Origin of the sequence: Pseudomonas sp. QC2, assembly GCF_002859085.1 — a bacterium.
Classification (GTDB): Bacteria; Pseudomonadota; Gammaproteobacteria; order Pseudomonadales; family Pseudomonadaceae; genus Aquipseudomonas; species Aquipseudomonas petroselini.
The window spans coordinates 1-22,978 of the sequence record NZ_PKKS01000010.1 but is presented as its reverse complement, the minus strand read 5'-3'; the positions used below and the strand labels follow the sequence as shown (position 1 = coordinate 22,978).

The 22,978-nt window shown below is 62.7% G+C and carries 24 protein-coding genes; 17 read left to right on the top strand and 7 right to left on the bottom strand.

Annotation, left to right across the window (positions count from 1 at the left end; all coding sequences use genetic code 11):
- From QCBJ_RS09600 to dctM, 7 genes are all read left to right on the top strand, one after another.
- A complete protein-coding gene (locus QCBJ_RS09600) occupies positions 1-1,164 on the top strand; it encodes an acyl-CoA dehydrogenase family protein (protein ID WP_046034805.1) in 1,164 nt (387 codons plus the stop codon).
- Between the two features lie 10 nt (positions 1,165-1,174).
- Positions 1,175-2,524, top strand: coding sequence for an MmgE/PrpD family protein (locus QCBJ_RS09595; RefSeq protein WP_102060671.1), 1,350 nt, complete (start codon positions 1,175-1,177; stop codon positions 2,522-2,524).
- Positions 2,525-2,533: 9 nt separating this feature from the next.
- A complete protein-coding gene (locus tag QCBJ_RS09590; RefSeq protein WP_046034807.1) occupies positions 2,534-3,727 on the top strand; it encodes a CaiB/BaiF CoA-transferase family protein in 1,194 nt (397 codons plus the stop codon).
- Between the two features lie 29 nt (positions 3,728-3,756).
- A complete protein-coding gene (locus QCBJ_RS09585) occupies positions 3,757-4,569 on the top strand; it encodes a CoA ester lyase (RefSeq protein WP_102060670.1) in 813 nt (270 codons plus the stop codon).
- 221 nt (positions 4,570-4,790) lie between these two features.
- Positions 4,791-5,774 (top strand): TRAP transporter substrate-binding protein, encoded by a 984-nt coding sequence (locus QCBJ_RS09580; protein ID WP_046034809.1) that lies wholly within the window; start codon positions 4,791-4,793, stop codon positions 5,772-5,774.
- Positions 5,775-5,906: 132 nt separating this feature from the next.
- Positions 5,907-6,539: a TRAP transporter small permease gene (locus tag QCBJ_RS09575; RefSeq protein ID WP_046034810.1), complete on the top strand. Its 633-nt coding sequence runs from the start codon at positions 5,907-5,909 to the stop codon at positions 6,537-6,539.
- Positions 6,539-7,819, top strand: coding sequence for a C4-dicarboxylate TRAP transporter large permease protein DctM (gene dctM / locus QCBJ_RS09570; protein WP_012724622.1), 1,281 nt, complete (start codon positions 6,539-6,541; stop codon positions 7,817-7,819). The genes QCBJ_RS09575 and dctM overlap by 1 nt, the downstream gene beginning before the upstream one ends.
- 133 nt (positions 7,820-7,952) lie before the next feature.
- On the opposite strand, the gene ampC is transcribed toward dctM, so the two are convergent.
- Positions 7,953-9,095: a class C beta-lactamase gene (gene ampC, locus QCBJ_RS09565; protein WP_102060669.1), complete on the bottom strand. Its 1,143-nt coding sequence runs from the start codon at positions 9,093-9,095 to the stop codon at positions 7,953-7,955.
- Positions 9,096-9,226: 131 nt separating this feature from the next.
- On the opposite strand from ampC, the gene QCBJ_RS09560 reads away from it, so the two are divergent.
- Both QCBJ_RS09560 and QCBJ_RS09555 read left to right on the top strand, forming a co-directional pair.
- A complete protein-coding gene (locus QCBJ_RS09560; RefSeq protein WP_093541845.1) occupies positions 9,227-10,105 on the top strand; it encodes a LysR family transcriptional regulator in 879 nt (292 codons plus the stop codon).
- A gap of 75 nt (positions 10,106-10,180) precedes the next feature.
- Positions 10,181-11,365: a DUF2252 domain-containing protein gene (locus QCBJ_RS09555; RefSeq protein ID WP_102060668.1), complete on the top strand. Its 1,185-nt coding sequence runs from the start codon at positions 10,181-10,183 to the stop codon at positions 11,363-11,365.
- A gap of 63 nt (positions 11,366-11,428) precedes the next feature.
- Here the strand turns inward: QCBJ_RS09555 and yghX are convergent, their stop codons facing one another.
- Both yghX and QCBJ_RS09545 read right to left on the bottom strand, forming a co-directional pair.
- Positions 11,429-12,316: a YghX family hydrolase gene (gene yghX, locus QCBJ_RS09550; protein ID WP_046034815.1), complete on the bottom strand. Its 888-nt coding sequence runs from the start codon at positions 12,314-12,316 to the stop codon at positions 11,429-11,431.
- Between the two features lie 44 nt (positions 12,317-12,360).
- Positions 12,361-12,855, bottom strand: coding sequence for a PaaI family thioesterase (locus tag QCBJ_RS09545; protein ID WP_046034816.1), 495 nt, complete (start codon positions 12,853-12,855; stop codon positions 12,361-12,363).
- Positions 12,856-12,977: 122 nt separating this feature from the next.
- Here QCBJ_RS09545 and QCBJ_RS09540 point away from each other — a divergent pair, with 122 nt between their 5' ends.
- Positions 12,978-13,544 (top strand): YceI family protein, encoded by a 567-nt coding sequence (locus QCBJ_RS09540; RefSeq protein WP_256581480.1) that lies wholly within the window; start codon positions 12,978-12,980, stop codon positions 13,542-13,544.
- Here QCBJ_RS09540 and QCBJ_RS09535 read toward each other — a convergent pair.
- The gene (locus QCBJ_RS09535) at positions 13,541-14,431 is read right to left on the bottom strand and encodes a DMT family transporter (RefSeq protein ID WP_012724615.1); all 891 of its coding nucleotides are present in this window, start codon (positions 14,429-14,431) and stop codon (positions 13,541-13,543) included. The two genes, QCBJ_RS09540 and QCBJ_RS09535, sit on opposite strands and share 4 nt — an antisense overlap.
- Positions 14,432-14,523: 92 nt before the next feature.
- Between QCBJ_RS09535 and QCBJ_RS09530 the strand changes: the two genes are divergently transcribed.
- Positions 14,524-15,849, top strand: coding sequence for a PLP-dependent aminotransferase family protein (locus tag QCBJ_RS09530; protein ID WP_102060666.1), 1,326 nt, complete (start codon positions 14,524-14,526; stop codon positions 15,847-15,849).
- 23 nt (positions 15,850-15,872) lie between these two features.
- On the opposite strand, the gene QCBJ_RS09525 is transcribed toward QCBJ_RS09530, so the two are convergent.
- Entirely contained in the window at positions 15,873-16,301 is a 429-nt protein-coding gene (locus QCBJ_RS09525; protein ID WP_102060665.1) for a nuclear transport factor 2 family protein, read from the bottom strand.
- 218 nt (positions 16,302-16,519) lie between these two features.
- Between QCBJ_RS09525 and QCBJ_RS09520 the strand changes: the two genes are divergently transcribed.
- The 4 genes from QCBJ_RS09520 (at position 16,520) to QCBJ_RS09505 (ending at position 19,145) form a co-directional block, all read left to right on the top strand.
- On the top strand, positions 16,520-17,617 hold the full coding sequence (locus QCBJ_RS09520) for an SMP-30/gluconolactonase/LRE family protein (RefSeq protein WP_102060664.1): 1,098 nt from the start codon (positions 16,520-16,522) through the stop codon (positions 17,615-17,617).
- A gap of 97 nt (positions 17,618-17,714) precedes the next feature.
- Positions 17,715-17,933, top strand: coding sequence for a DUF6434 domain-containing protein (locus QCBJ_RS09515; protein WP_012724611.1), 219 nt, complete (start codon positions 17,715-17,717; stop codon positions 17,931-17,933).
- Complete coding sequence (locus QCBJ_RS09510) at positions 17,930-18,400, top strand: RidA family protein (protein ID WP_102060663.1); 471 nt, start codon at positions 17,930-17,932, stop codon at positions 18,398-18,400. Before QCBJ_RS09515 ends, QCBJ_RS09510 begins: the two co-directional genes overlap by 4 nt.
- Before the next feature lie 7 nt (positions 18,401-18,407).
- A complete protein-coding gene (locus QCBJ_RS09505; protein WP_102060662.1) occupies positions 18,408-19,145 on the top strand; it encodes a CPBP family intramembrane glutamic endopeptidase in 738 nt (245 codons plus the stop codon).
- 203 nt (positions 19,146-19,348) lie between these two features.
- On the opposite strand, the gene QCBJ_RS09500 is transcribed toward QCBJ_RS09505, so the two are convergent.
- The gene (locus QCBJ_RS09500; protein ID WP_102060661.1) at positions 19,349-21,058 is read right to left on the bottom strand and encodes an amidase; all 1,710 of its coding nucleotides are present in this window, start codon (positions 21,056-21,058) and stop codon (positions 19,349-19,351) included.
- Positions 21,059-21,112: 54 nt separating this feature from the next.
- Positions 21,113-21,901: a helix-turn-helix domain-containing protein gene (locus tag QCBJ_RS09495; RefSeq protein ID WP_012724607.1), complete on the bottom strand. Its 789-nt coding sequence runs from the start codon at positions 21,899-21,901 to the stop codon at positions 21,113-21,115.
- 83 nt (positions 21,902-21,984) lie between these two features.
- Between QCBJ_RS09495 and QCBJ_RS09490 the strand changes: the two genes are divergently transcribed.
- The gene (locus QCBJ_RS09490) at positions 21,985-22,290 is read left to right on the top strand and encodes a DUF2834 domain-containing protein (protein ID WP_043205442.1); all 306 of its coding nucleotides are present in this window, start codon (positions 21,985-21,987) and stop codon (positions 22,288-22,290) included.
- Positions 22,283-22,705, top strand: coding sequence for an MAPEG family protein (locus QCBJ_RS09485; protein WP_102060660.1), 423 nt, complete (start codon positions 22,283-22,285; stop codon positions 22,703-22,705). Before QCBJ_RS09490 ends, QCBJ_RS09485 begins: the two co-directional genes overlap by 8 nt.
- The last annotated feature ends 273 nt before the right edge of the window (positions 22,706-22,978 follow it).

The window sequence follows — 22,978 nt, the reverse complement described above, 5'->3', positions numbered from 1 at the left end:
ATGAACCCGAATGACAATGAAGAACTCAATGCCATCCGCGAAGGCGTGCGCGCCTTGTGCGCCGAATTCGATGCCGCCTACTGGCGCAAGATTGACGAGCAAAAGGGCTTCCCCGAAGCCTTCGTCAAAGCGCTGACCGACGCCGGCTGGCTGTCGGCGATGATTCCCGAAGCGTACGGCGGTTCCGGCCTGGGCCTGGCCGAGGCTTCGGTGATCCTCGAAGAAGTGAACCGCTGCGGCGGTAACTCGGGCACCGTACACGGCCAGATGTACAACATGTTCACTTTGCTGCGCCACGGCAGCGAAGCGCAGAAACGCTTCTACCTGCCCAAGCTCGCCAGCGGCGAATTGCGCCTGCAGTCCATGGGCGTGACCGAGCCCACCACCGGCACCGACACCACGAAGATCAAGACCACCGCGATCAAGCGCGGCGACAAGTACGTGATCAACGGCCAGAAGGTGTGGATCTCGCGCATCCAGCATTCCGACCTGATGATCCTGCTGGCGCGCACCACGCCGCTGGCTGAAGTGAAGAAAAAGTCCGAGGGCATGTCGATCTTCCTGGTGGACCTGCGCGAGGCCATCGGTCATGGCCTCACCGTGCAGCCCATCGCCAACATGGTCAACCACGAAACCAATGAGCTGTTCTTCGACAACCTCGAGCTGCCGCTGGACAGCCTGATCGGCGAAGAGGGCAAGGGTTTCAAATACATCCTCGATGGCCTCAACGCCGAACGCACGCTGATCGCCGCCGAATGCATCGGCGACGGCCGCTGGTTTATCGAAAAGGCCAGCGCCTATGCCCGCGACCGTGTGGTGTTTGGCCGGCCTATCGGACAGAACCAGGGTGTGCAGTTCCCGATCGCCGAAGCGCATATCGAGATCGAAGCGGCGGACCTGATGCGCTGGCGTGCCTGCGAGGAATACGACAGCGGCAAAAATGCCGGGGCCAGTGCCAACATGGCCAAGTACCTGGCGGCCAAGGCGTCCTGGGAGGCAGCCAATGCGTGCCTGCAGACCCATGGCGGCTTCGGGTTTGCCTGCGAATACGACGTGGAGCGCAAATTCCGCGAGACGCGCCTGTACCAGGTGGCACCGATCTCCACCAACCTGATCCTGTCCTACGTGGCCGAGCACTTGCTCGAACTGCCGCGCAGTTTTTGAGGGCCTGACCGTGAGCCATACCCAAGCCCTGTGTCGGTTCCTTGCCGAGATGAATGACACGCACCTGCCGGAAGACGTGCTGGCGCGTACCGAAGACCTGTATCTGGACTGGCTGGCCTCGGCGCTGGCGAGCCAGGGCGCGCACCCAATCCCGTTATTCGAGCGTTATGCGCAGACAATGGGGCCAAGCAGCGGCCCGGCGCAGGTGATCGTCAACGGCGCCAGCACCAGCGCGTATTTCGCCGCGCTGGTCAACGGCGCTTCCTCCCACCTGGTGGAGCAGGATGACCTGCACAACAGTTCAGTTTTGCACCCGGCAACCGTGGTGTTTCCCGCCGCGTTGGCGGCCGCCCAGGACCTGGGCAAATCCGGCCGCGACTTGCTGCTGGCCTCGGTGGCCGGTTATGAAGCCGGTATCCGTATCGGCGAATTCATGGGCCGTTCCCACTACCGCATCTTTCACACCACGGCCACGGTCGGCACCCTGGCGGCGGCCGTCGCGGTGGGCAAGCTGCTGGACTTCAACCAAGAACAATTCATCAACCTGCTCGGCAGCGCCGGCACGCAGGCCGCCGGGCTGTGGGAGTTCCTGCGCGATGCCGCCGACTCCAAGCAATTGCACACAGCCAAGGCGGCGGCGGACGGTTTGCTCGCCGCGTACCTGACGGCGGAAGGGCTGACCGGTGCGCGCAATATCCTCGAAGGCGACCAGGGCTTGGCGGCGGGGATGTCCAGCGATGCCGAGCCGAGCAAGTTGTCCGCCGACCTGGGGAGTCGCTGGGCGCTGCTGGAAACCTCGTTCAAGTTCCACGCGTCGTGCCGCCATACGCATCCGGCGGCCGATGCGCTGCTGGACCTGATGCAGCGCGAACGCCTCACCGCCGCCGATATCGCCCATGTGGAGACGCGGGTGCATCAAGGCGCCATCGATGTGCTGGGGCGCGTGACCGTGCCGACCAGCGTGCACCAGGCCAAGTTCTCCATGGGCACCGTGCTGGGCTTGATCGCCGTGCATGGCAAGGCCGGGCTCACGGAGTTCCACGAGCGGGCGCTGACCGACCCGGCCGTCTCCAGCTTCCGCGACAAGGTCAGTATGACCCTCGACGCCGAAGTCGACGGCGCTTACCCCCAGCGCTGGCTCGGCCGCGTCACCGTCACCACCCTTGACGGCCGCACGCTGCACGGCGCCATCGACGAGCCCAAGGGCGACCCGGGCAACACCCTCAGCCGTCGAGAGCTGGCGGATAAATTCCAGCGCCTCGCCCAATTCAGCGGCGCCCGCACGCCGCTTGAGGCCCATGCCCTGATTGAAAAGGTCTGGGACTTACGCAACACCGCATCCATGGCCCATTGGCTCTGAGGAACCGTCATGACTCACCAACGACCGCTGGACGGCATCACCGTTGTCAGCCTGGAACACGCGATTGCCGCGCCTTTTTGTACCCGCCAGTTGGCCGACCTGGGCGCCCGTGTCATCAAGATCGAACGCCCCGGCAGCGGCGACTTTGCGCGTGGCTATGACGAGCGCGTGCGCGGCCTGGCCTCGCATTTCGTGTGGACCAACCGCTCCAAGGAAAGCCTGACCCTGGACCTCAAGCAAGGCGAGGCGGGCGCTATCCTCGACACCCTGTTGGCCGATGCCGATGTGCTGGTGCAGAACCTGGCGCCCGGTGCGGCGGCGCGCATGGGCTTGTCGTTCGAGGCACTGCAGGCGCGTTTTCCACGCCTGATTGTTTGCGACATTTCCGGCTACGGCGAAGGCGGGCCCTACGAGAAAAAGAAGGCCTACGACCTGCTGATCCAGAGTGAGGGCGGTTTTCTCTCGGTGACCGGCGGCCCCGGCGAAGACCAGATGGCCAAGGCCGGTTGTTCCATCGCCGACATCTCGGCGGGCATGTACGCCTACAGCGGCATCCTCTCGGCACTGCTGCTGCGCGGCAAGACGGGGAAGGGCAGCCGCATCGACGTGAGCATGCTGGAGAGCCTGGTGGAGTGGATGGGCTACCCGATGTACTACGCGTTCGACGGTGCACCCCAGCCGCCGCGGGCCGGGGCCGCGCATTCGACGATCTATCCCTATGGGCCGTTTCCGACCGGCGACGGAGGCACGGTGATGCTCGGGTTGCAGAACGAGCGCGAATGGGCGGCGTTCTGCGACAAGGTGCTGCTCACGCCGACACTGGCGACGGACGAGCGTTTCGCCGCCAACTTCAAGCGCTCGGCCAACCGTGAAGCGCTGCGCCAGATCATCGTCGACAGTTTTGCCCAGCTCGATGCCGAAGCGGTGATCCAGCGCCTGGAAACCGCGCAAATCGCCAGCGCCCGCGTCAACGATATGCAAGGCGTGTGGGACCACCCGCAGCTCAAGGCGCGTGACAGCTGGCGCGAGGTCGACAGCCCGGCCGGCCCGTTGCCGTCGCTGCTGCCTCCGGCGCGCAATGCCGCGTTCACCCCGCGCATGGACGCGGTTCCAGGGTTGGGGCAGCACAGCCAGGGCATCCTGGATCAGCTGGGTTACTCGGCAGAGGCCATCGACGGTCTGCGTGCGCGCGGTGTTATTTAACACGTTATTAATAATAAGGAACTCAACAGATGCCAAGGCCCTTGGTTCGTTCGGCGTTGTTTGTGCCCGGTAGCCGACCGGAGCGATTTTCCAAAGCCTTGGCCAGTGGTGCCGATGCGGTGATCGTGGATTTTGAAGACGCGGTGGAAGAACCGCTCAAGCGCCAGGCGCGGGATAACCTCGGGGGGTTCCTGCAGGCGCATCCCGAGGCTCAGGTGTGGGTACGCATCAACGCGCCGGAGCACGCCGAGCATTTCGAGGATGTGGCGTTCTGCAAAGTCCATCCGAACGTGGCTGGGGTGTTGCTGCCGAAGGTCGAAAGTGCGGCCCAGGTTGCTGTGGTAGCGGCTACCGGCAAAGTCATCTGGCCGATTATCGAAAGCGCACGGGGTTTGCTGGCCGTGGCCGAGATCGCCCATGCGCCGCAGGTGGAGCGCCTGTCGTTCGGCGGGCTGGACTTGGCGCTGGACCTGAACCTGAGCAGCAATTCCCCGGCCGCGCAGTTCGCCCTGGACCAGGCGCGGCTGGCGCTGATCGTACATTCCCGCGCCGCCGGCCTCGTAGCGCCCCTGGACGGCGTGCACCCGGCCATCGATGACCCCGAGGGCCTGCGTCGTTCGATCCGGCATGCCTATGAAATGGGGTTTGCCGGGGCGTTGTGTATCCATCCCAAGCAGGTGCCGGTGATCCACGAAGCGCTGGCGCCGAGCGCCGAGGACCTGGCCTGGGCCCAGCGCGTGGTGGACGCCGGCGCGCATGGGGCAGGGGCCTACCAGATCGATGGGCAGATGGTGGATGCCCCGGTGTTGCTTCGCGCACAACGTTTATTAGCTGCCGAGTAAACCTGTGGCGAGCGAGCTTGCTCGCGTTGGCGTGCGCAGCGCTCCGGTTTTTCCTGGGGTCGCTTCGCAGCCCAACGGGAGCAAGCTCCCTCGCCACAAGGGGGCGAACCGGTTTTTGGCGTTCGGCTTGGCCGAACGCAGGTATCTAGAATTCGAAATTCACTACACGCCTGACATCAGGCACCTTGCCTGACAACACAACAATAAGAAGGTGATTTTCCATGCTCAAGCTCTCCCGGGCGCTGCTGTGCGCCGCCACCTTGTTTGCCGCGGGCCTGGCCCAGGCGGCGGACCCGATTGTCATCAAGTTCGCCCACGTGGTCGCCGAAAACACCCCCAAAGGCCAGGGCGCGTTGTTGTTCAAAAAGCTTGCCGAAGAACGCTTGCCGGGCAGGGTCAAGGTCGAGGTGTACCCGAACTCGTCGCTGTTCGGCGATGGCAAGGAAATGGAAGCGCTGCTGCTGGGCGACGTGCAGATGCTGGCCCCGTCCCTGGCCAAGTTCGAGCAATACACCAAGCAAGTGCAGATCTACGACCTGCCGTTCCTGTTCAACGACCTTGCCGCTGTCGACCGTTTCCAGGCCGCCCAGGGCAAGGAACTGCTGACGTCCATGCAGGACAAGAACATCCTCGGCCTGGCCTATTGGCACAACGGCCTCAAGCAGCTTTCTGCCAACAAAGCACTGCATGAACCCAAGGATGCCCGTGGCCTGAAGTTCCGCGTGCAGGCCTCCAGCGTCTTGGAAGAACAGTTCAAGGCGATCCGCGCCAACCCACGCAAGATGAGCTTTGCCGAGGTGTACCAAGGTCTGCAGACCGGCACCGTCAACGGCACCGAGAACACCTGGTCGAACTATGAAAGCCAGAAGGTCAACGAGGTGCAGAAGTATTTCACTGAGTCCAACCATGGCCTGATCGACTACATGGTGATCACCAATGCCAAGTTCTGGACCGGCCTGCCGCCGGATATCCGTAGCACCCTGGAGCAGATCATGGTCGAGGTCACGGTCGAGGTGAACAAACAGGCTGAGGCGCTGAACCAGTCGGCCAAGCAGAAAATCATCGACGCCAAGACCAGCGAAATCATCGAACTGACCCCCGAGCAACGCCAGCTCTGGCGCGAAGCCATGCGCCCGGTGTGGCAGAAGTTCGAGGGTGAGATCGGGGCTGATCTGATCAAGGCCGCGGACGCCTCCAATCGGTAACCCCCCAATGTGGGAGGGGGCTTGCCCCCGATTGCGGTGTGTCAGCTTGCCCATCTGTCTCTGACCCACCGCTATCGGGGGCAAGCCCCCTCCCACATATCGATATCTCATTTGCTTTCGCGAGGTTTTGCCATGCAAACGCTAAGGCGCGTCTGGGAGCACCTGGAGGAAGGCTTTATCGCTTTCCTGCTGGCCGCCATGACCCTGGTGACATTCGTCTACGTCATGCTCAACAACATCTACACGCTGTTTTTTGCCCTGTCCGACAAATGGGCCTGGAGCAGCCAGTTCTTCGGCGCGCTGGGTGACCACACCATGACCTGGGCCCAGGACATGACCTGGAGCGTAGCGCTGACCAAGGCCATGTTCGGCTGGCTGATTTTCTTCGGCATTTCCTACGGCGTACGCACCGCCGGCCACCTCGGCGTGGACGCACTGGTCAAGCTGACCAAGCGCCCGGTGCAGCGCGTGTTGGGCATGCTCGCCTGCCTGTGCTGCCTGGCCTACGCCGGGTTGTTCATGGTCGCCAGCTACAAGTGGGTGAGTGCGGTCATGGGCGCGCATATCGGCGCCGAAGACCTCGACCAGTACGGCATCGACGTCGGTGACATCGTGGTGATCGTGCCCATCGGTTTCGCCATGGTGTTCATCCGCTACCTGGAAATTTTCTACCGCATCTTTACCCACCGCCAGGTCGGGTTGGGGCTGGCCGACGAGGCCGGTGAGGCCAGCAAATTGGCCGGCAGCCATGAGGAGCGTCACTGATGGCCGTGCTCTGTTTATTCCTGCTGTTATTCGTATTCATGTTCCTGGGTGTGCCCATCGCGATTTCCCTGGGCTTGTCCGGTGCGGTGTCGATCCTGATGTTCAGCCAGGACTCGGTCAGTTCCCTGGCGATCAAGCTGTTCGAAACCTCCGATGCCTATACCTTCCTGGCGATTCCGTTCTTCCTGTTGTCGGGTGCGTTCATGACCACCGGCGGCGTGGCGCAGCGCTTGATCGACTTTGCCAATGCCTGCGTCGGCCATATCCGTGGCGGCCTGGCGATTGCGGCGGTGCTGGCGTGCATGCTGTTTGCGGCGCTGTCGGGTTCGTCACCGGCGACGGTGGCGGCGGTGGGTTCGATTGCCGTGGCGGGGATGGTGCGTTCCGGTTACCCGAAGGAGTTCGGTGCGGGGATTATCTGTAATGCGGGGACCTTGGGCATCCTGATCCCGCCGTCGATCGTGATGGTGGTGTATTCGGCGGCGACTGAAACCTCGGTGGGCAAGCTGTTTATGGCGGGCGTCATTCCGGGGCTGCTGCTGGGCCTGATGCTGATGATCGCGATCTACATCGTCGCGCGCATCAAGAAGCTGCCGGCCCAGCCGCGAGCGACCTTCCGCGAGTGGCTGACCTGCGCACGGCGTGCTTTCTGGGGCCTGTTGCTGCTGGTGATCATCCTCGGCGGCATCTACAGCGGCATGTTCACCCCGACCGAAGCGGCGGCGGTGGCGGCGGTTTATTCAGCGTTCGTCGCGCTGTTCGTCTACAAGGACATGAAGCTGCGCGACTGCCCCAAGGTGCTGCTGGAATCCGGGCGCCTGGCGATCATGCTGATGTTCATCATCGCCAACGCCATGCTGTTTGCCCATGTGCTGACCACCGAGCAGATCCCGCAGGAAATCACCGCTTGGGTGCTCTCCGAAGGCCTGACGCCGATTGGCTTTTTGATCATGGTCAATGTGGTGTTGTTGATCGCCGGCAGCTTCATGGAGCCTTCGGCCATCGTGCTGATCCTGGCGCCGATCTTCTTCCCGATTGCCATGAAGCTGGGCATTGACCCGATTCACCTGGGTATCGTGATGGTGGTGAATATGGAGATCGGCCTGGTGCACCCGCCGGTGGGGTTGAACCTGTTTGTGACGTCGGCGGTGACGGGGCTGACGCTGGGGCAGACGATCCGTGCGGCGTTGCCGTGGCTGATGATCCTGTTGGTGTTCCTGATCATGGTCACCTACTTGCCGTTTATCTCGTTGGCGTTGCCGCACTGGTTGGGTATGTAAATCCCGCCAATACCGCAATACCTTGTGGGAGCCGGGCTTGCCCGCGATGGCGGTGTGTCAGTTGCCAGCTGTGCTGGCTGGCACATCCTCATCGCGGGCAAGCCCGCTCCCACAGGGGGTATGTGCAGTCTTTTTAATGGTCCAGTGCACTCAAGATCGCATGGGCCACCTTCACGCGCTCGGCATTCGGGTAATTCTTGTTGGCCAACATCACCACGCCGATGTCCCTGCTCGGCACATACACCACGTAGGCACCAAAACCACCGGTTGAGCCGGTTTTGTTGTACAGCACGTTCGCCGGTTGCGCCTGAGCCGGGTGCAGCCACTTCACGTTGTGCGGCTCCATCGCCATCGGTGTGGAGTTGCCATCCATCAGCGCTTGCAGGGTGATCGGGTAGGGGTAGGACTCCCAGCCCAGGCCTTGGGTCATACCGTTGACCGTGTAGTAACCGGTGTGCGTGGTGGCGATGGCCTGTTGCAGCGGTTTCTCCAGGGTTTGCGGGTGCATGTTCACCATGACGTAATGCGCCAGGTCCTGGGTGCTGGTCTTGATGCCATAGGCTTCGCCGTCCAACGCGCCGGGGCCGACGCGTACAGGTTTGTCCTGCTTGTCGTAGCCCTGGGCGTAGGCGTCGGCTTTATCAGCAGGCACGCTGACATAGGTGTTCTTCAGGCCCAACTTGGGCAGCAGGGTTTTCTCCATCGCCGTGTTGAACGGCTGGCCCAGGCTTTGGGCGCTCAGGTAGCCGAACAGGCCAATGCTCGGGTTGGAGTAGAGACGCTGCGCACCGGGCGCGTAGGCGGGTTTCCAGTGCTGGAAATAGCCGATCATGGCGTCGGCGTTGTCGGCGGCGTCCGGAAACTGCAGCGGCAGGCCGCCGGGGGTGTAGGTGGCGAGTTGCAGCAGGCTGATGCGGTCGAAGGCACTGCCCTTGAGGGCTGCAAGGTGCTGGCTGGCCTTGTCCGAGAGCTGGAGCTTGCCGCTGGCCTCGGCATAGCCGCCCAGGGTGGCGGTGAAGGTTTTGCTCACCGAGCCGATCTCGAACAGTGTGTCTTGAGTCACGGGCTGCTGTTTGTCTTTATTGGCGACGCCGTAGTTAAAGTATTGCACCTTGCCTTTGTTGACGACGGCCACCGACAGGCCGGCAATACCTTGTTGCTGCATCAGGGGCTCAACATGACTGTCCACGACCTTGCGCAAATCGGTCGCCGCCATGCTGGTGCCGGAGACGAAAAATAAGGCCGAAAACAGGAAATTTCGTACGCTGAAGTTCATGATTACTCGCTTCCATGTAAATGATGCGCTGACGATCAGAGCCTGCGCAGGCGTCGCAAATCTAGTGAGGTTCCGTCCCTTCGACAAACGATGATATCTTGCATCTGCCATTAGAAAATCTAGGGTAAAGCATGCTGCGTTCCCATTTGCCACTCAATGCCCTGCGCGCATTCGAGGCGTCCGCCCGTCACTTGAGCTTTACCCGTGCGGCCATTGAATTGTGCGTCACCCAAGCGGCGGTCAGCCATCAGGTAAAAAGCCTGGAGGCGCAACTTAATGTCACATTATTCAAGCGCCTGCCACGGGGCCTGATGCTGACACGCGAAGGTGAAACCCTGCTGCCGGTGGTGCGTGAATCCTTTGACCGCATCGCCCACACGCTGGGCCAGTTTGAAGGCGGGCACTACCGCGAGGTCCTCACCGTGGGGGCCGTCGGCACGTTTGCGGTAGGGTGGTTGCTGCCACGCCTGGCGGATTTTCAACGCGGCTATCCGTTTATCGACCTGCGCCTTTCCACCCACAACAACCGCGTCGATGTGGCCGCCGAGGGCCTGGATTACGCCATCCGTTTTGGCGCCGGTGCCTGGCATGGCACGGATGCCTGCGAACTGTTGGCTGCACCATTGACGGTGCTCTGCGTACCGCAACTGGCCGAGCAACTGCACGCACCCGCTGACCTGCTCAAACACACGTTGCTGCGCTCCTACCGCACCGATGAGTGGAGCCTGTGGTTCCAGGCGGCCGGGTTGCCCGCCGACACCCTGGCCCCGCGCAGCATCGTGTTCGACTCGTCGTTGGCAATGATGGAGGCAGCCTTGCAAGGCATGGGGGTGGCGTTGGCACCGGCGATGATGTTTGCGCGGCAACTGGAGAGCGATGTCATCCGCCAGCCGTTCGACGTCGACATCACCACCGGCAGCTATTGGCTGACGCGCTTGCAGTCGCGTGCGGAGACTTCGGCGATGCTGGCGTTCAAGGGCTGGTTGCGGGACATGGCGCAGCCGGGCTGAACGCTTTTTTTGAAACATAATGAAACATTTTCCGAGGGCCAGCGCTCTACCGCAACACCTGCACTGAGTGATTCCATGAAAATACCGCGCCCCTCCGCCCGCATGCCTCGCCTGACCCAATTGCGAAACTTGAAGATGGCGCGCTCCGCCCACGCTTACGTACGCGGCAGCACGGTGCAATTTTATGAGTGGCTGCACAGCCAGACTGGCCGCCGCTTGCCCCACGGCCCGGCCATCTGGATCTGCGGCGACTGCCACGCCGGTAACCTGGGGCCTACCGGGGACACCAACGGCCGCATCGATATGCATATCCGCGACCTTGACCAGACGGTGATCGGTAATCCGACCCACGATCTGGTGCGCCTGGCCTTGTCCCTGGCGACCGCTGCACGCGGCTCGGACCTGCCCGGCGTCACCACCGCACGTATGCTCGAAGAAATGATGCTGGGCTACGAACAGGCGTTCAAAGACAAACCCGACCAGGTCCCGCCACGTCCGTCCCAGGTCAAGGCGGGCATGCGCAGCGCGGTGGCGCGCACTTGGAAAAACCTCGCGCGTGAGCGCATCGAAAGCGCCCGGCCGACCATCCCCTTGGGCAAGCATTTCTGGTCGTTATCACGGGCCGAGAAAACCGCATTGCAAACCCTGTGTGCCTCGGATGAAATCCATCAATTGGTCACCTCGCTCAAGGGGCGGCCCAAGGATGCCAGGGTCGAACTGCTGGACTCGGCCTATTGGGTCAAGGGCTGCAGTTCGCTCGGCTTGCTGCGGTATGCCGCCTTGCTCGGCGTGGGCGACGACGATGATCAAGAGTATTGCCTGATTGATATCAAGGAAGCCGTCGGGGCTGCTGCACCCCGTGCGGTGCGGGCGAAGATGCCGAGGGATAACGGTCGTCGCGTGGTGGAGGGTGCACGCCAGCTGTCACCGGGCCTGGGTGAGCGGATGGTGGCCACGCGTTTTCTGGATCACGGGTTTTTTATCCGTGAACTGCTGCCCCAGGACATGAAGCTGGAGCTGGACGAACTGAGCGAGATCGATGCCATGCACGCCGCCGGCTACCTCGCGCGGGTGGTCGGTATCGCCCATGCGCGGCAGATGGATCGCGACACGCGCAAGGACTGGATGGCGGTGTTGCAGGAGAACCGCTCCAAGCAGTTGGACGCGCCGTCCTGGCTCTGGACCAGCGTGGTGCAACTGGTGGGTAGCCATGAGCAGGGTTACCTCAACCATTGCCGCCGGTATGCCTTGGAACACTGACCTCGAGAACACAGTGGATCTAATGGGGGAGCAGGCAAGCCAGCTCCCCCATTTAAGGGGCGTCTAGGCCAAATATTTATGGAACCAGTCGAGCGTTCTTTTCCACGCCAGATTCGCCGCCGCCTCGTCATAACGCGGCGTCGAATCATTATGGAAACCGTGGTTGGCACCCTTGTAGATATATGCCTCATAGCGGGTGCCTGCCGCCTTCAACGCCTGCTCGTACGCCGGCCAGCCTTCATTGATCCGCGTGTCCAACTCACCGTAGTGCAGCATGATCGGCGCCTTGATCCGTGGCACATCCTTGGCCTCCGGCTGGCGTCCATAAAACGACACCGCCGCACCCAGTTCGGGGTAGGCCACCGCGGCGGCATTGGTCACGCCGCCGCCATAGCAGAAGCCGGTGATCCCGACCTTGCCGGTGCTGCTGTCGTGGTGCATCAGCCATTCAATGGCGGCGAAGAAGTCGTTCATGAGCTTGGTCGGGTCGACTTTCTGTTGGAGTTCCACGCCTTTTTCATCGTTGCCGGGGTAGCCGCCGACCGAGGTCAGGCCGTCGGGCGCCAGGGCGATAAAACCGGCCTTGGCCAAGCGTCGGGCGACGTCTTCGATATAGGGGTTGAGGCCCCGGTTTTCGTGGACCACCACCACTGCCGGCAGCTTGCCCGCCGCTTTGGCCGGGCGCACCAGGTAGCCGCGTACGTTGCCGTTGCCTTTGGGTGAGGGGTAGGTGATGTAGTCGGCGACGATGTCCGGGTCGGTGAATTTCACCTGTTCGGCCAGGGCGTAGTTGGGGCTCAGGGCCGCGAGCAAGGCCGAGGCGGTGAGGCCGCCAAAGGTGAACAGCGCGGCGCGGTCGAGAAATTCGCGGCGGTTGATCTTGCCGTGGGCATAGCCGTCGTAGAGTTCCAGCAGTTCGGGTGCAAAGTCTTTCGCGGTGAGACGAGTCATCGGTGCAATCCTCGATTAGCGGTGGCAGTCAATGTAGACCAGGATCAGCCCTCACGGCCATGGGCGGCGGCGGCCAGTTGGCCGGTGTCGACGCGTACGAAGATCGAATCGCCCACTGCGGTCAGCACGTTATCGGCGTACACCTCGCAGATCACGCGGGTTTTGCGGCCCACATCGCCTTCAGCCCGCGCGCGCAGGGTGAGGGTGACGCCCAGGGGCGTCGGCTTGATGAATGTGATGCCCAGCTTGCCGGTGACGCAGTCGATGCGCGGCAGGCTGCCGGGTTCGCGTTGCTCGGCGCGGTAATGGTAGGCCATGGCGGTCCAGTTGGAATGGCAGTCCACCAGCATGGCAATCAATCCGCCGTAGACCAGGTCGGGCCAGCCGCTGTATTTTGCCTCGGGCAGGTGCTCGGCCACGAGGTGGGTACCATCCGCGTCCCAGCGGCTCTTGATGTGCAGGCCGTGGGGGTTGCTGCCGCCGCAGCCGTAGCAGATGCCTTCCGGCGCGGTGGTGTCCTGGAGTGAAGGGGCGTGCATGCAGAATCCTTGTTGTGCTTGGGCGACTACTCTGTTTAGCAGGACAGACGCCTGATTGGAATAAATCCCTGGTATGACCTACCAGCTCAGTACCTGTGTCGTTACTTCCAGCGGAGCGTTGCATGAAACGTCGAATGTCCCCGGTCGCTTTACTGGCTTTGATCCTTGCCTATGGCGCCAGCGCCCAGGCGTTGGAGTACAAGGACGTCAACCGCACCGCCAGCCAGATCAGTTTCACTTATAAACAATTGGGGCAGCGGGTGTACGGCACCTTCAGCGAGTTCGAGGGCAGCTTGACCTTCGACACGCAAAAACCTGAAGCCGGGCATGCGTTGCTCAAGATCCAACTCGCGAGCATCGACGCCGGCAGCCCCGACGCGAACGATGAGCTGCAACGTGCGTCCTGGTTCGACACCGCGACGTATCCGGTGGGCGTGTACGAGTCCACGGGTGTCACGGCCCTGGGGGACAACCGCTACACCATCAGCGGCAACCTGACCCTCAAGGGCATCACGCACCCGGTGACGGTCGACGTGGTGCTCAAGGAGCAAGGCGGTATCGGCGTGTTCGACGGTGAGTTCATCCTCAAGCGCGGCGACTTCAAGATTGGCGAGGGTGAATGGGCCGGCAATCGCGTGGTGTCCAATGACATCAACATCAAGTTCAAGATGGTCGCGCCGCAGCGTTAACGCGCGAACCGCTTTGCACCCGCCACGCAGCCGATCACCGCGACCGTCACCAGTACCATGCCCAGGCTGACCGGCTCATGCAGCAGGCCCGCCGCCAGCGCCAAGCCGAAAAACGGTTGCAGCAATTGCAACTGGCCCACGGCGGCGATGCCACCCTGGGCCAGGCCGCGGTACCAGAACACAAAGCCGAGCAACATGCTGAACAACGCCACATAGCCCAGGCTCAGCCAGGCGGGCAGGCTGATGCCGCTGAAACTCGGCGGCGCCAGTACCAGGCTCAAGGGCACCACCACCGGCATCGACACCACCAATGCCCAGCAGATCACCTGCCAGCCGCCCAGGCTGCGCGACAGCTTGGCGCCTTCGGCGTAACCCAGGCCGCAGACCAGCACCGCCAGCAGCATCAGCAGATCGCCGGCCGGTGCGGCGCTCAGCCCCTGGGCGACGGCATACCCCATCACCAGCCCACTGCCCAGGATCGAAAACACCCAGAACACCGGGCGCGGGCGCTCGCCACCGCGCAGCACGGCAAATACAGCGGTCGCCAGGGGCAGCAGGCCGATAAACACGATGGAGTGGGCGGACGTCACGTATTGCAGCGCGAGCGCCGTGAGCAAGGGAAAGCCGATCACTACCCCCAGAGAGACGATCGCCAGGGGCAGCCACTGATGACGTGCGGGGCGTTTTTCCTTGAACAGCCCCAGCAGGAACAGCCCCAGGGCGGCGGCGATGGCCGCGCGGAGCATGGTCAGGAACACCGGGTCAAACTCCATCACGGCCAGGCGTGTGGCGGGCAGGGAACCGCTGAAAATCACCACGCCGATAAAGCCGTTGATCCAGCCTTGCGTGCGGCTGTCCAGGGTGTTGAAGGGGGATGTACGTTCCATGAAGGGTGCCCTGAAGAAAGGAGAGGTTGCGATCAGGCCATCCTAGGGGGCAGCATTAAGACAATCAAAAAATTGTCATGGATACAGTGTCTATGCCTCGCGCCCGCTACAAGTCCCTGGTCGACCGCTTCGCCGCAGATATTCGCAGCGGGATAATGCCGCCCGGCACACGCCTGCCGACGCACCGGCAACTGGCCGCCGATCATGGCCTGGCCCTGGTCACCGCCAGCCGGGTGTACGCCGAGCTGGAAGCCATGGGCCTGGTCAGTGGGGAAACCGGGCGTGGCACGTTCGTGCGCGAGATCGCGTTGCCGCCGGGGCAGGGCAGTGGGCAGATGACGGTGTCGGCGGGGATGCTGGATCTCAACTTCAACTACCCGTCGCTGCCCGGCCAGGCGGACCTGCTGCGCACGGCGTTACGCCAATTGGCATTATCCGGCGACCTCGAAGCGTTGTTGCGTTACCAGCCTCACGCCGGTCGCCTGCACGAGCGTGCTGCGTTTGCGCGGCATGTGCTCAGCAGGGGGCTCAGTGTGGAGGCCGACCAAGTGCTGCTGGTCAGCGGCGCCCAGCACGGCTTGGCGGTGACGATGATGGCGTTGCTCAAGCCCGGGGATGTGATCGCGGTGGATGCGTTGACCTATTCAGGGTTCAAAGTGTTGGCCGAGACCCTGCACTTGGACGTTGTCGCGATCCCGGTCACGGCGGCCGGCCCGGACTTGGACGCGCTGCAGACCCTGTGTCGCAAGCGCCCGGTGCGTGCCGTGTACAGCATGCCGACGCTGCACAATCCGCTGGGCTGGGTGCTGAGCCTGGACCAGCGCCAGGCGCTGGTGGCGATCGCCCGGCAGCACAACCTGATGATCATCGAGGACGCGGCCTATGCGTTTCTGGTCGAGGACGCGCCGCCGCCCCTGGCCACCCTGGCGCCGGAGCGCACGGTGTATGTGGGCGGGCTTTCGAAAAGCGTTGCGACCGGCCTGCGGGTGGGGTTTGTGGTGGCGCCGCTTGAATGGGTCAAGGGCCTGGAACGCAGCATCATGGCCACCACCTGGAACGTGCCCGGCGTGATGAGCGCTATTGCGGTGGCCTGGATCGAGGACGGCACAGTGGCGGAACTGGAAGCGCACAAGCGCCGTGATGCCCAGGCGCGCCAGGCCCTGGCAGCCCAGGTGTTGAAGGGCCTGGCGTACACCCGTCATCCCTGTTCGTATTTCTTGTGGCTGCCCTTGGCGGAAGAGGCCCGCGCCGATCAGGTCGCCATGGCCTTGCAGCGCGAGGGCATTTCCGTGTCAACCGCCGAGCCGTTTTCCGTCTCGGCCCATGTGCCCCACGCACTACGGCTGGCCTTGGGGTCGGTGGACATGGCGGCGTTGCGCGAAGCGTTGCTGACGGTGCGCAAGGTCGTGCAGTGGTGAGCCAGGCGGCTCACCGCTAGCCCTCAGAATTTAAACGCCTGGCGACCGATCAGCAGCCAGTGGCCTTTCTGCTTTTGCCAGATCTGGAAGTTCTCGATTTCGGTGGGCACTTCTTTGCCGCTGTTCACTGCCAGGGCGGAGAAGTGGTTGCGGACCAAGGCGGTATCGCCACTCAAGGTGATGGTCTGTTTCTGCATTTCGAGGGTCTTGAAGCCGCTGCGACCGGTCTCGATATCGGCGATGAATTCCTGCTTGTTCTGGATCTTGCCGCTGGAGTGGCCGTAGGTAAGGTTCTCGGCGGTCAGGCTCTGGAGCTGCTTGAGGTCTTTATGCAGCATCGCTTGGGTCAGGTGGTCGACCGCTTGGGCGACGTCTTTATCGGCGGGGGGGGCTGCGGCCACGTAGCCGCTGAACAGGCACAGAAAACCGATCAGCACTTTGACTTTTTGCATGGGTGTTTCCTTATTGTTGTTGGGGGTGGGACAACACGTTACCGCTTATGTCATCGTACAACATTGCAATACTCTTGTGCCGTTTGGAAAGTAAAATTTCGGATATTTACAAGGTGCTGAGGGTTTGCTCGGTCTCGATATTTCATTGTTATTGTACGATGTCTCATCACTGGTTAAAAATGGCGTCCCGTCTAACAATAAAATAACGGAGACACACCATGGATTCTTCCTCTTCGCCTGCCCGGACCGCCCACAGTCGCCGCGTTTTCCTGCAACGTTCCCTGGCGGTTTCCGCCTCCGTGGCAGTGCTGGGCAACCTGCCGCGCCTGGCAGATGGCGCTGAGCCATTGAGCCAGCGATATCCAGACCCCTTGGTGAAAGTGCTTGATGACAGTTTCCTGGAATTGCGCCTGTTCAATGCCAGTGTCGAGCGACTGGCGACCGGCTTGCGTTGGGCCGAGGGGCCGGTGTGGATCGGCGATGGCCGCTACCTGCTGCTCAGCGATATCCCCAACAACCGCATCGTGCGCTGGGACGAGGTGACCGATAGCCTGTCGGTGTACCGCGAAAACGCCAATTTCTCCAACGGCATGTGCCGTGATCGCCAAGGCCGGCTGCTGGTGTGCGAAGGCTCGACCACCAGCCAAGAGGGCCGGCGCATCACCCGCACCGAGCACAACGGCAGCCTCACCGTGCTGGCGGACAGCTTTGACGGCAAGCCCTTCAATTCGCCCAACGACATCGTGTGCAAACGGGATGGCTCGGTGTGGTTCACGGACCCGCCGTTCCAGACCGGCAACAACTACGAAGGGCACAAGATCACGCCCACCCAGCCCCATGGCGTCTACCGCATCGACGGTGACAGCGGCAAGGTCACGCGGGTGATCGACGACCTCAACGGCCCCAACGGCCTGTGCTTTTCCCCGGATGAGAAGCTGCTCTACGTGGTCGAAGGCCGGGCCAAGCCCAACCGGTTGATCTGGGCCATCGACGTGAATGACGACGGTACGCTGGGCGCCCGTCGCAAGCATATCGAAGGCCTGGAGTACGCGGCCTTGGACGGCATCAAGTGCGACGAGAGCGGCAACCTGTGGTGTGGCTGGGGCGGCAACGGCGACCCCAAGGCCGACTTGGAAAAACTCGATGGCGTGCGCGTGTTCAATCCGCAGGGCAAGGCTATCGGGCATATCTCGCTGCCGGAACGCTGCCCCAACCTGTGTTTTGGCGGCCGTGAGGGTAACCGCCTGTTCATGGCCGGCAGCCATTCGATCTATGCAGTGTTCGTCAACACGCGTGGCGCCGATTTCGGCGGCTGACCGCAAAAAAAACCAGGGTGAGCGTCGGTCGAGCGGCGCCCATCTTGGCATTTTGGCGCTATGCTGCGGGCTCCTGAGGCGTCAGAGCGTCAAGCAAATGGACTTCAATTGGCACAGCGACCCCATCACCCGCAACACGCCCGTTACCCCTCACTACAAAAACACGCAGAACGTACGCCGCTTCATGCTTGAGCACTGTGGTCCGGCATTCACGTTCGACCGGCCCTTCATGGCCTGGATTCGCAACGCTGAGCCCAAGACCCTCGGTGACGTGGTGGACGAGTGGCGGCGCCGACACGAGGATTCACGCCCATGACCCGCGACGAAAAATACCAGGCCGCGCAACAACGCCCTGGCTACCTGATGGACGAATTCAAGGTCGGTGGTAACTACACGCCCCTGGTCCGGGACGGCAACCACCTGTACATCAGCGGCCAGATCCCGCGGGTCGGCGATACCATCGTGCTGCCGGGCAAGGTCGGTGACAACCTGACCCTGGCCCAGGCACAAATCGCCGCCGGCATCAGTGCGTTGCGCTGCCTGGGGTTGCTGAAGCAGGCGCTGGGTTCGCTGGACGCGATCAAGGCGATCCCGCGCATCACCGTGTACGTGCGCAGTGCCGAGGACTTTGATCAGCAAAGTGAGGTGGCCAACGGTGCGTCGGACCTGCTGCACGAGATCCTCCGTGAAGCCGGGGTGCATACGCGCACCTCGGTGGGGGTGATGCAGTTGCCGAAGTCGGCGGCGGTGGAGATCGATATGATCGCGGTGGCGCACGGCTGAGCGACCCATGATTACCCAAGGAATGGCAGTACTGATCAATTACGCCACGTATCTGGCGCCGGGCCTGCTGTTGTTCGGCCTGTGGTTTGCACTCACGCCCAGGTCGCTGACGGCCCTGCGTATCCTGATTCTGCTGGCGGCGTTCGTGCTGATGCGCGATGTAATGACCCCGTTGGGCCTATGGTCGCTGAGCAGCGAAGTGCAGTTGGCGTTCACGGCCAATGCGTTTGTGTTGGCGGCGTTGGGCGGCTTGTCGTTGCTACTGATTGCCGTGCTGATGCGAGTGGCGCCAGACCTGTCGGCGCTGATCTGCTGGTCAAGGGGGCATCGAATCGGCGGCCTTGCGGTCGGCCTTACCGTCGGATGCTTGATCGGTGTGCCGCTGCGCTTCTACCAGGCAATTGAAGCGTCAGCGATCCCGGGCTACTGGGCATGGCTGCCGGGCATGGTGGTGTTGGCCTATGGTGCCAATGCGTTGGAAGAGGTGCTGTTTCGCGGGTATTTGCAGGGGTATCTGGCACAGCAGGTGACGCCATTGCGCGCGGCACTGATCAGCGGTGTGGCCTTTGCGGCTTGCCATACATTCCTGGCACTGAGCGTTACTCAGCTGGGCTGGCCGGTGTTGTTGTTTACCCTGATCGAAGGGTTGGCTTGCGCGCTGGTGCGCCTGCGTTACGGTGTGCTGGCGGCGACGCTGGCCCATGGCACGGCGATCCTGCTGATCGCCGTGCCCTTCATCACTTGATGTGAAATACCGACGCAAATGTGTGGGGCTTGCTGTGGTGGGGAGAGGTGCGACGATTTGACTTGTCCCCCGTCAGTATCACCGTAAGCCCAATGGGGCTGCTGCGCAGCCCAGCGCGGGGCAAGCCCACTCACCACAGTAAGCCCGCTCACCACAGCAAGCTTGCTTCCACGGTAAGCCCTCTTGCATAGGGTTGACCGTGTTTAGCCAGCTGCTAACGGCGGCGTACGCGGCGGAATCTGGCGTTTGCTGCCGGTAGCTTCATACGCCGAGGCAAACCGCAGCAACGCCGAATCGTCATAGGCCCGCCCGGCAAACGTCAGCCCCACCGGCATGCCGATATCGGCCATCACGCCCATCGGTACGGTGACGGTCGGTACGCCCAGGTGGCGGATGGCGAGGTTGCCGTTGGCCACCCAGATGCCGTTGCTCCAGGCGATATCGGCGGAGGCTTCGTTCACATCGGCATCCGCCGGGCCTACGTCGGCGACGGTGGGGAACAGCACCGCGTCGAGGCCGAGCGTGTCCATCCAGTCTTCCAGGTCGATCCGCCGGGTTTGCTCCAGGCCACGCAGGCCGTCGGGCAAGGTGCTGATCTCGTTCCACGGGGTGATGCCGCGTTCGGCCATGCGCACGTATTCGTCCATGCCGGCGGCCAGGTCGTCCTCACGGTTGGGCAGGGTGCCCGGGTCGTGGGGGAAGATCTTCGGCCCGTCCACATCCGCCAGGCGGTTGAGCGCGGGGTCGTTGTTGGCGCGCAGGAAATCATCGAAGGCCCAGGCGGACAGTTCCCACAGTTCATCGTGGAGAAATTCCTTGGACACCAGCCCACGGTTAAACACGGTAGGCGCGCCAGGGCGGTCGCCTTCGCAGTTGGACACCAGCGGGAAGTCCACCTCGATGACTTCGGCGCCGGCGGCTTCCAGCGCCTGGCGTGCGTCTTGCCACAGGTCGATCACGCTGGCGCGGGTGTTGATCTTCTGCCCTGTAGGGCCACCGATCCCAGGTTTTTCGCTGGTGCCGGCGTCCGGGTCGGCATTGATGTACATGCGCGGCACGCCAAAGCGCTTGCCGTCGAGGGATTCAGCGGGCACCGCGAGGTCAGCGTAGGACGCAGGGCGCACCGAAGCCACACTCGGGATCGGCACCCACGGCTGCAGGCGCCAGAGGTCGCCACGGGTGTCCGGGTCTTCGGCCACCACCACATCGAGGATTTCCAGCAGGTCGGCCATGGTGCGGGCATAGGGCACCACCACGTCCATGGTCGGTGTGAGCGGCCAGTTGCCGCGCACCGAAATCACGCCACGGGAGGGCGTGTAGGCGCACAGGCCATTGTTGGAGGCCGGGCCGCGTCCGCTCGACCAGGTTTCTTCGGCCAGGCCAAAGGCTGCAAAGCTCGCCGCCGTCGCGGTGCCGGCGCCGTTGGATGAGCCGGAGGCAAACGGTGCGGTCAGGTAGTCGGCGTTATACGGGCTTTCCGCCCGGCCATACACGCCACGCTGCATCCCGCCATTGGCCATCGGCGGCATATTGGTCTTGCCCAGGCAGATGGCGCCACCGGCGCGCAGGCGTTCGATGGTGAACGCATCACGCTGGGCGACCAGGGTGGCAAACGCCGGGCTACCGGATGCCGCGGTCAGGCCCTTGACCAGGTAGCTGTCTTTGGCCGTGTAAGGAATGCCATCCAATGGCCCCCAGGTTTCGCCTTTGGCCCGGCGTGCATCGGACGCCTCGGCTTCTTTCAGCGCATCGGGGTTGCGCACCACCACGGCGTTCAAGGCGGTGGCGGTCTGCGGACCGTCATAGGCATCGATCCGTGCGAGGTAGGCCTGGACCAGTTCAACCGCCGTGGTCTGGCCGGATTCAAGCGCGGCGCGCAATTGGGCAATGGAGACTTCGGTAACGTGCATCACTTTTTTTTCGCCGCCTTCAAGTGGGGGTATGGCGGCAGTCTACGTACAGATATTTCACAAAACCAGCGCCGCATACTCTGCATACGCGCGGCGCATCACTTGCCAAGTGGCCTCGTCAGCGGGAATCAGGTGTTCGATCCGCAGGGAGGTGAGGGTGATGTCCTGGGGCATGCCGAAGGTCGTGAACGTGGACAGAAAGCTCAGTTCACCTTGGGCTGAGCGGACGCGCGTCAGTACCAGCGGTGGCATCTGCGCGGGCAGTTCGGTGTGGGTCGGTGTCGGCAACGTCGTCAGCAACGTGGCCAATTCAGGATTGCCCAGCGCCTCACGGGTGGCACGCTGCCAGGCCAGGGTGCGTATCTCCTCGGCATTGACCAGATGATCGCCCAGACCGCCCGATTGCAGCAGCGTGGTCAGCAGGTTCAAGCCCAAGGCTGCATCGGGCGGTATGCCCAGCAGTCCAAACAGCACGCCGGTACTGGCATTCGCCGACAGCACTTGCCACTGGCTGTCCAACAGGATAGCCGGGGCGGGATTGTTGGCGTGCAGCACATGGTTGACCGCTTCGCGGATCGCGGCCATGGCGGGCGAGGCGAGCGGGGTGGCGCTGTAGCGCGGCGCATAGCCGGCGGCGAGGAACACACCGTTGCACTGCTCCAGCGGGGTCTCCAGTGCCGTGAGCAGATTATGCAAGGTGCCAGGGCTCGGCTTGGCCCGCCCGGTCTCGATGCAACTGAGGTGGCGCTGGGAAACGCCGGTGATCAAGGCCAGGTCGAGCTGGCTCAGCTTGGCGCGCCTGCGCAGTTGGCGCAGCTGCTCGCCGGCGGTAGAAGGGGTGTCCATGGCGGGATCATGACCTCCGAGGTCATTGCGAGGGGCCGAACCTTATCACTAACGTGGGCCTTCATCACTCCAAGGAAGCGACCATGAGAAGACCCTATATCGCCCTGGCGGGCCTGCTGGGATTTTCGCTGTACACCCTGGCGACGATGCTCACGGCTGAGCAGTCGCTGCTGGCCTTTGGACGCGAACTGATGTCGCGGCCGGACACCGCGCAAGTGGTGATCGACCTGTACCTGATGGCGGTGCTGGCGTGCGTGTGGATGTACCGGGATGCGCGGCGGCGCGGGCGGTCGCTGGCGTCGGTGGTGCCGTATTTTTTGCTGACGGCGGTGTTTGTGTCGGTAGGGCCGTTGCTTTATCTGGTGGTGAACGGCGGCCGCGATGAGTGAGCGTTTGCAGGTCTATGCGCTGTGCGTGCTGGTGCTGTGCCTGAAGATGTTTGCAATTTCCTGTTATCAGGGTTTTTTCCGGATACGGGCGCGGGCGTTTATCAATCAGGAGGATGCGGCGTTCTTCAGCTGTGCTGCGCATGCAGGGGAATTGCCGCAGGTGGTGAGGGCGAGTAAGGCGTGGGCGAATGACCTGGAGAATATTCCGTTGTTCTTTGTGCTTGGCGGGTTGTGTGTGGTGCTGGGGACTCCCACGGGGGCGACTGTGGCGCTGTTTGGTGGTTTTACCTTGGCGCGCATGGCGCACACGCTGATGTATCTGGGTGGATGGCAACCCTGGCGCACCCTGGCGTATGCGGTTGGGATGGCGTGTCTGTTCGGGCTGGGTGGGTTGGTGATTTTTGGGTTGCTGTGAGCGTTTTACCGCGGGTCAATGTGGGCGCTGGCTTGCGTGCGATGGGTATAGGCATCTATACACGTCTGGGTGTGGCGCTGTGGCAAGGGCGCTGGCCTGGCAGACCAGCGCCATCTAACAGTTAGGCTGCGATCCCAATGTGGGAGGGGGCTTGAACTGGCCTAATGATTTTGGACACTTCAATCGGGCGCTATGATAGCGCCCAAATCTGAGGTGTTTGGATATGCGTAAATCTTATTCGAGTGAGTTCAAGCTCAAGGCTGCCAGCATGGT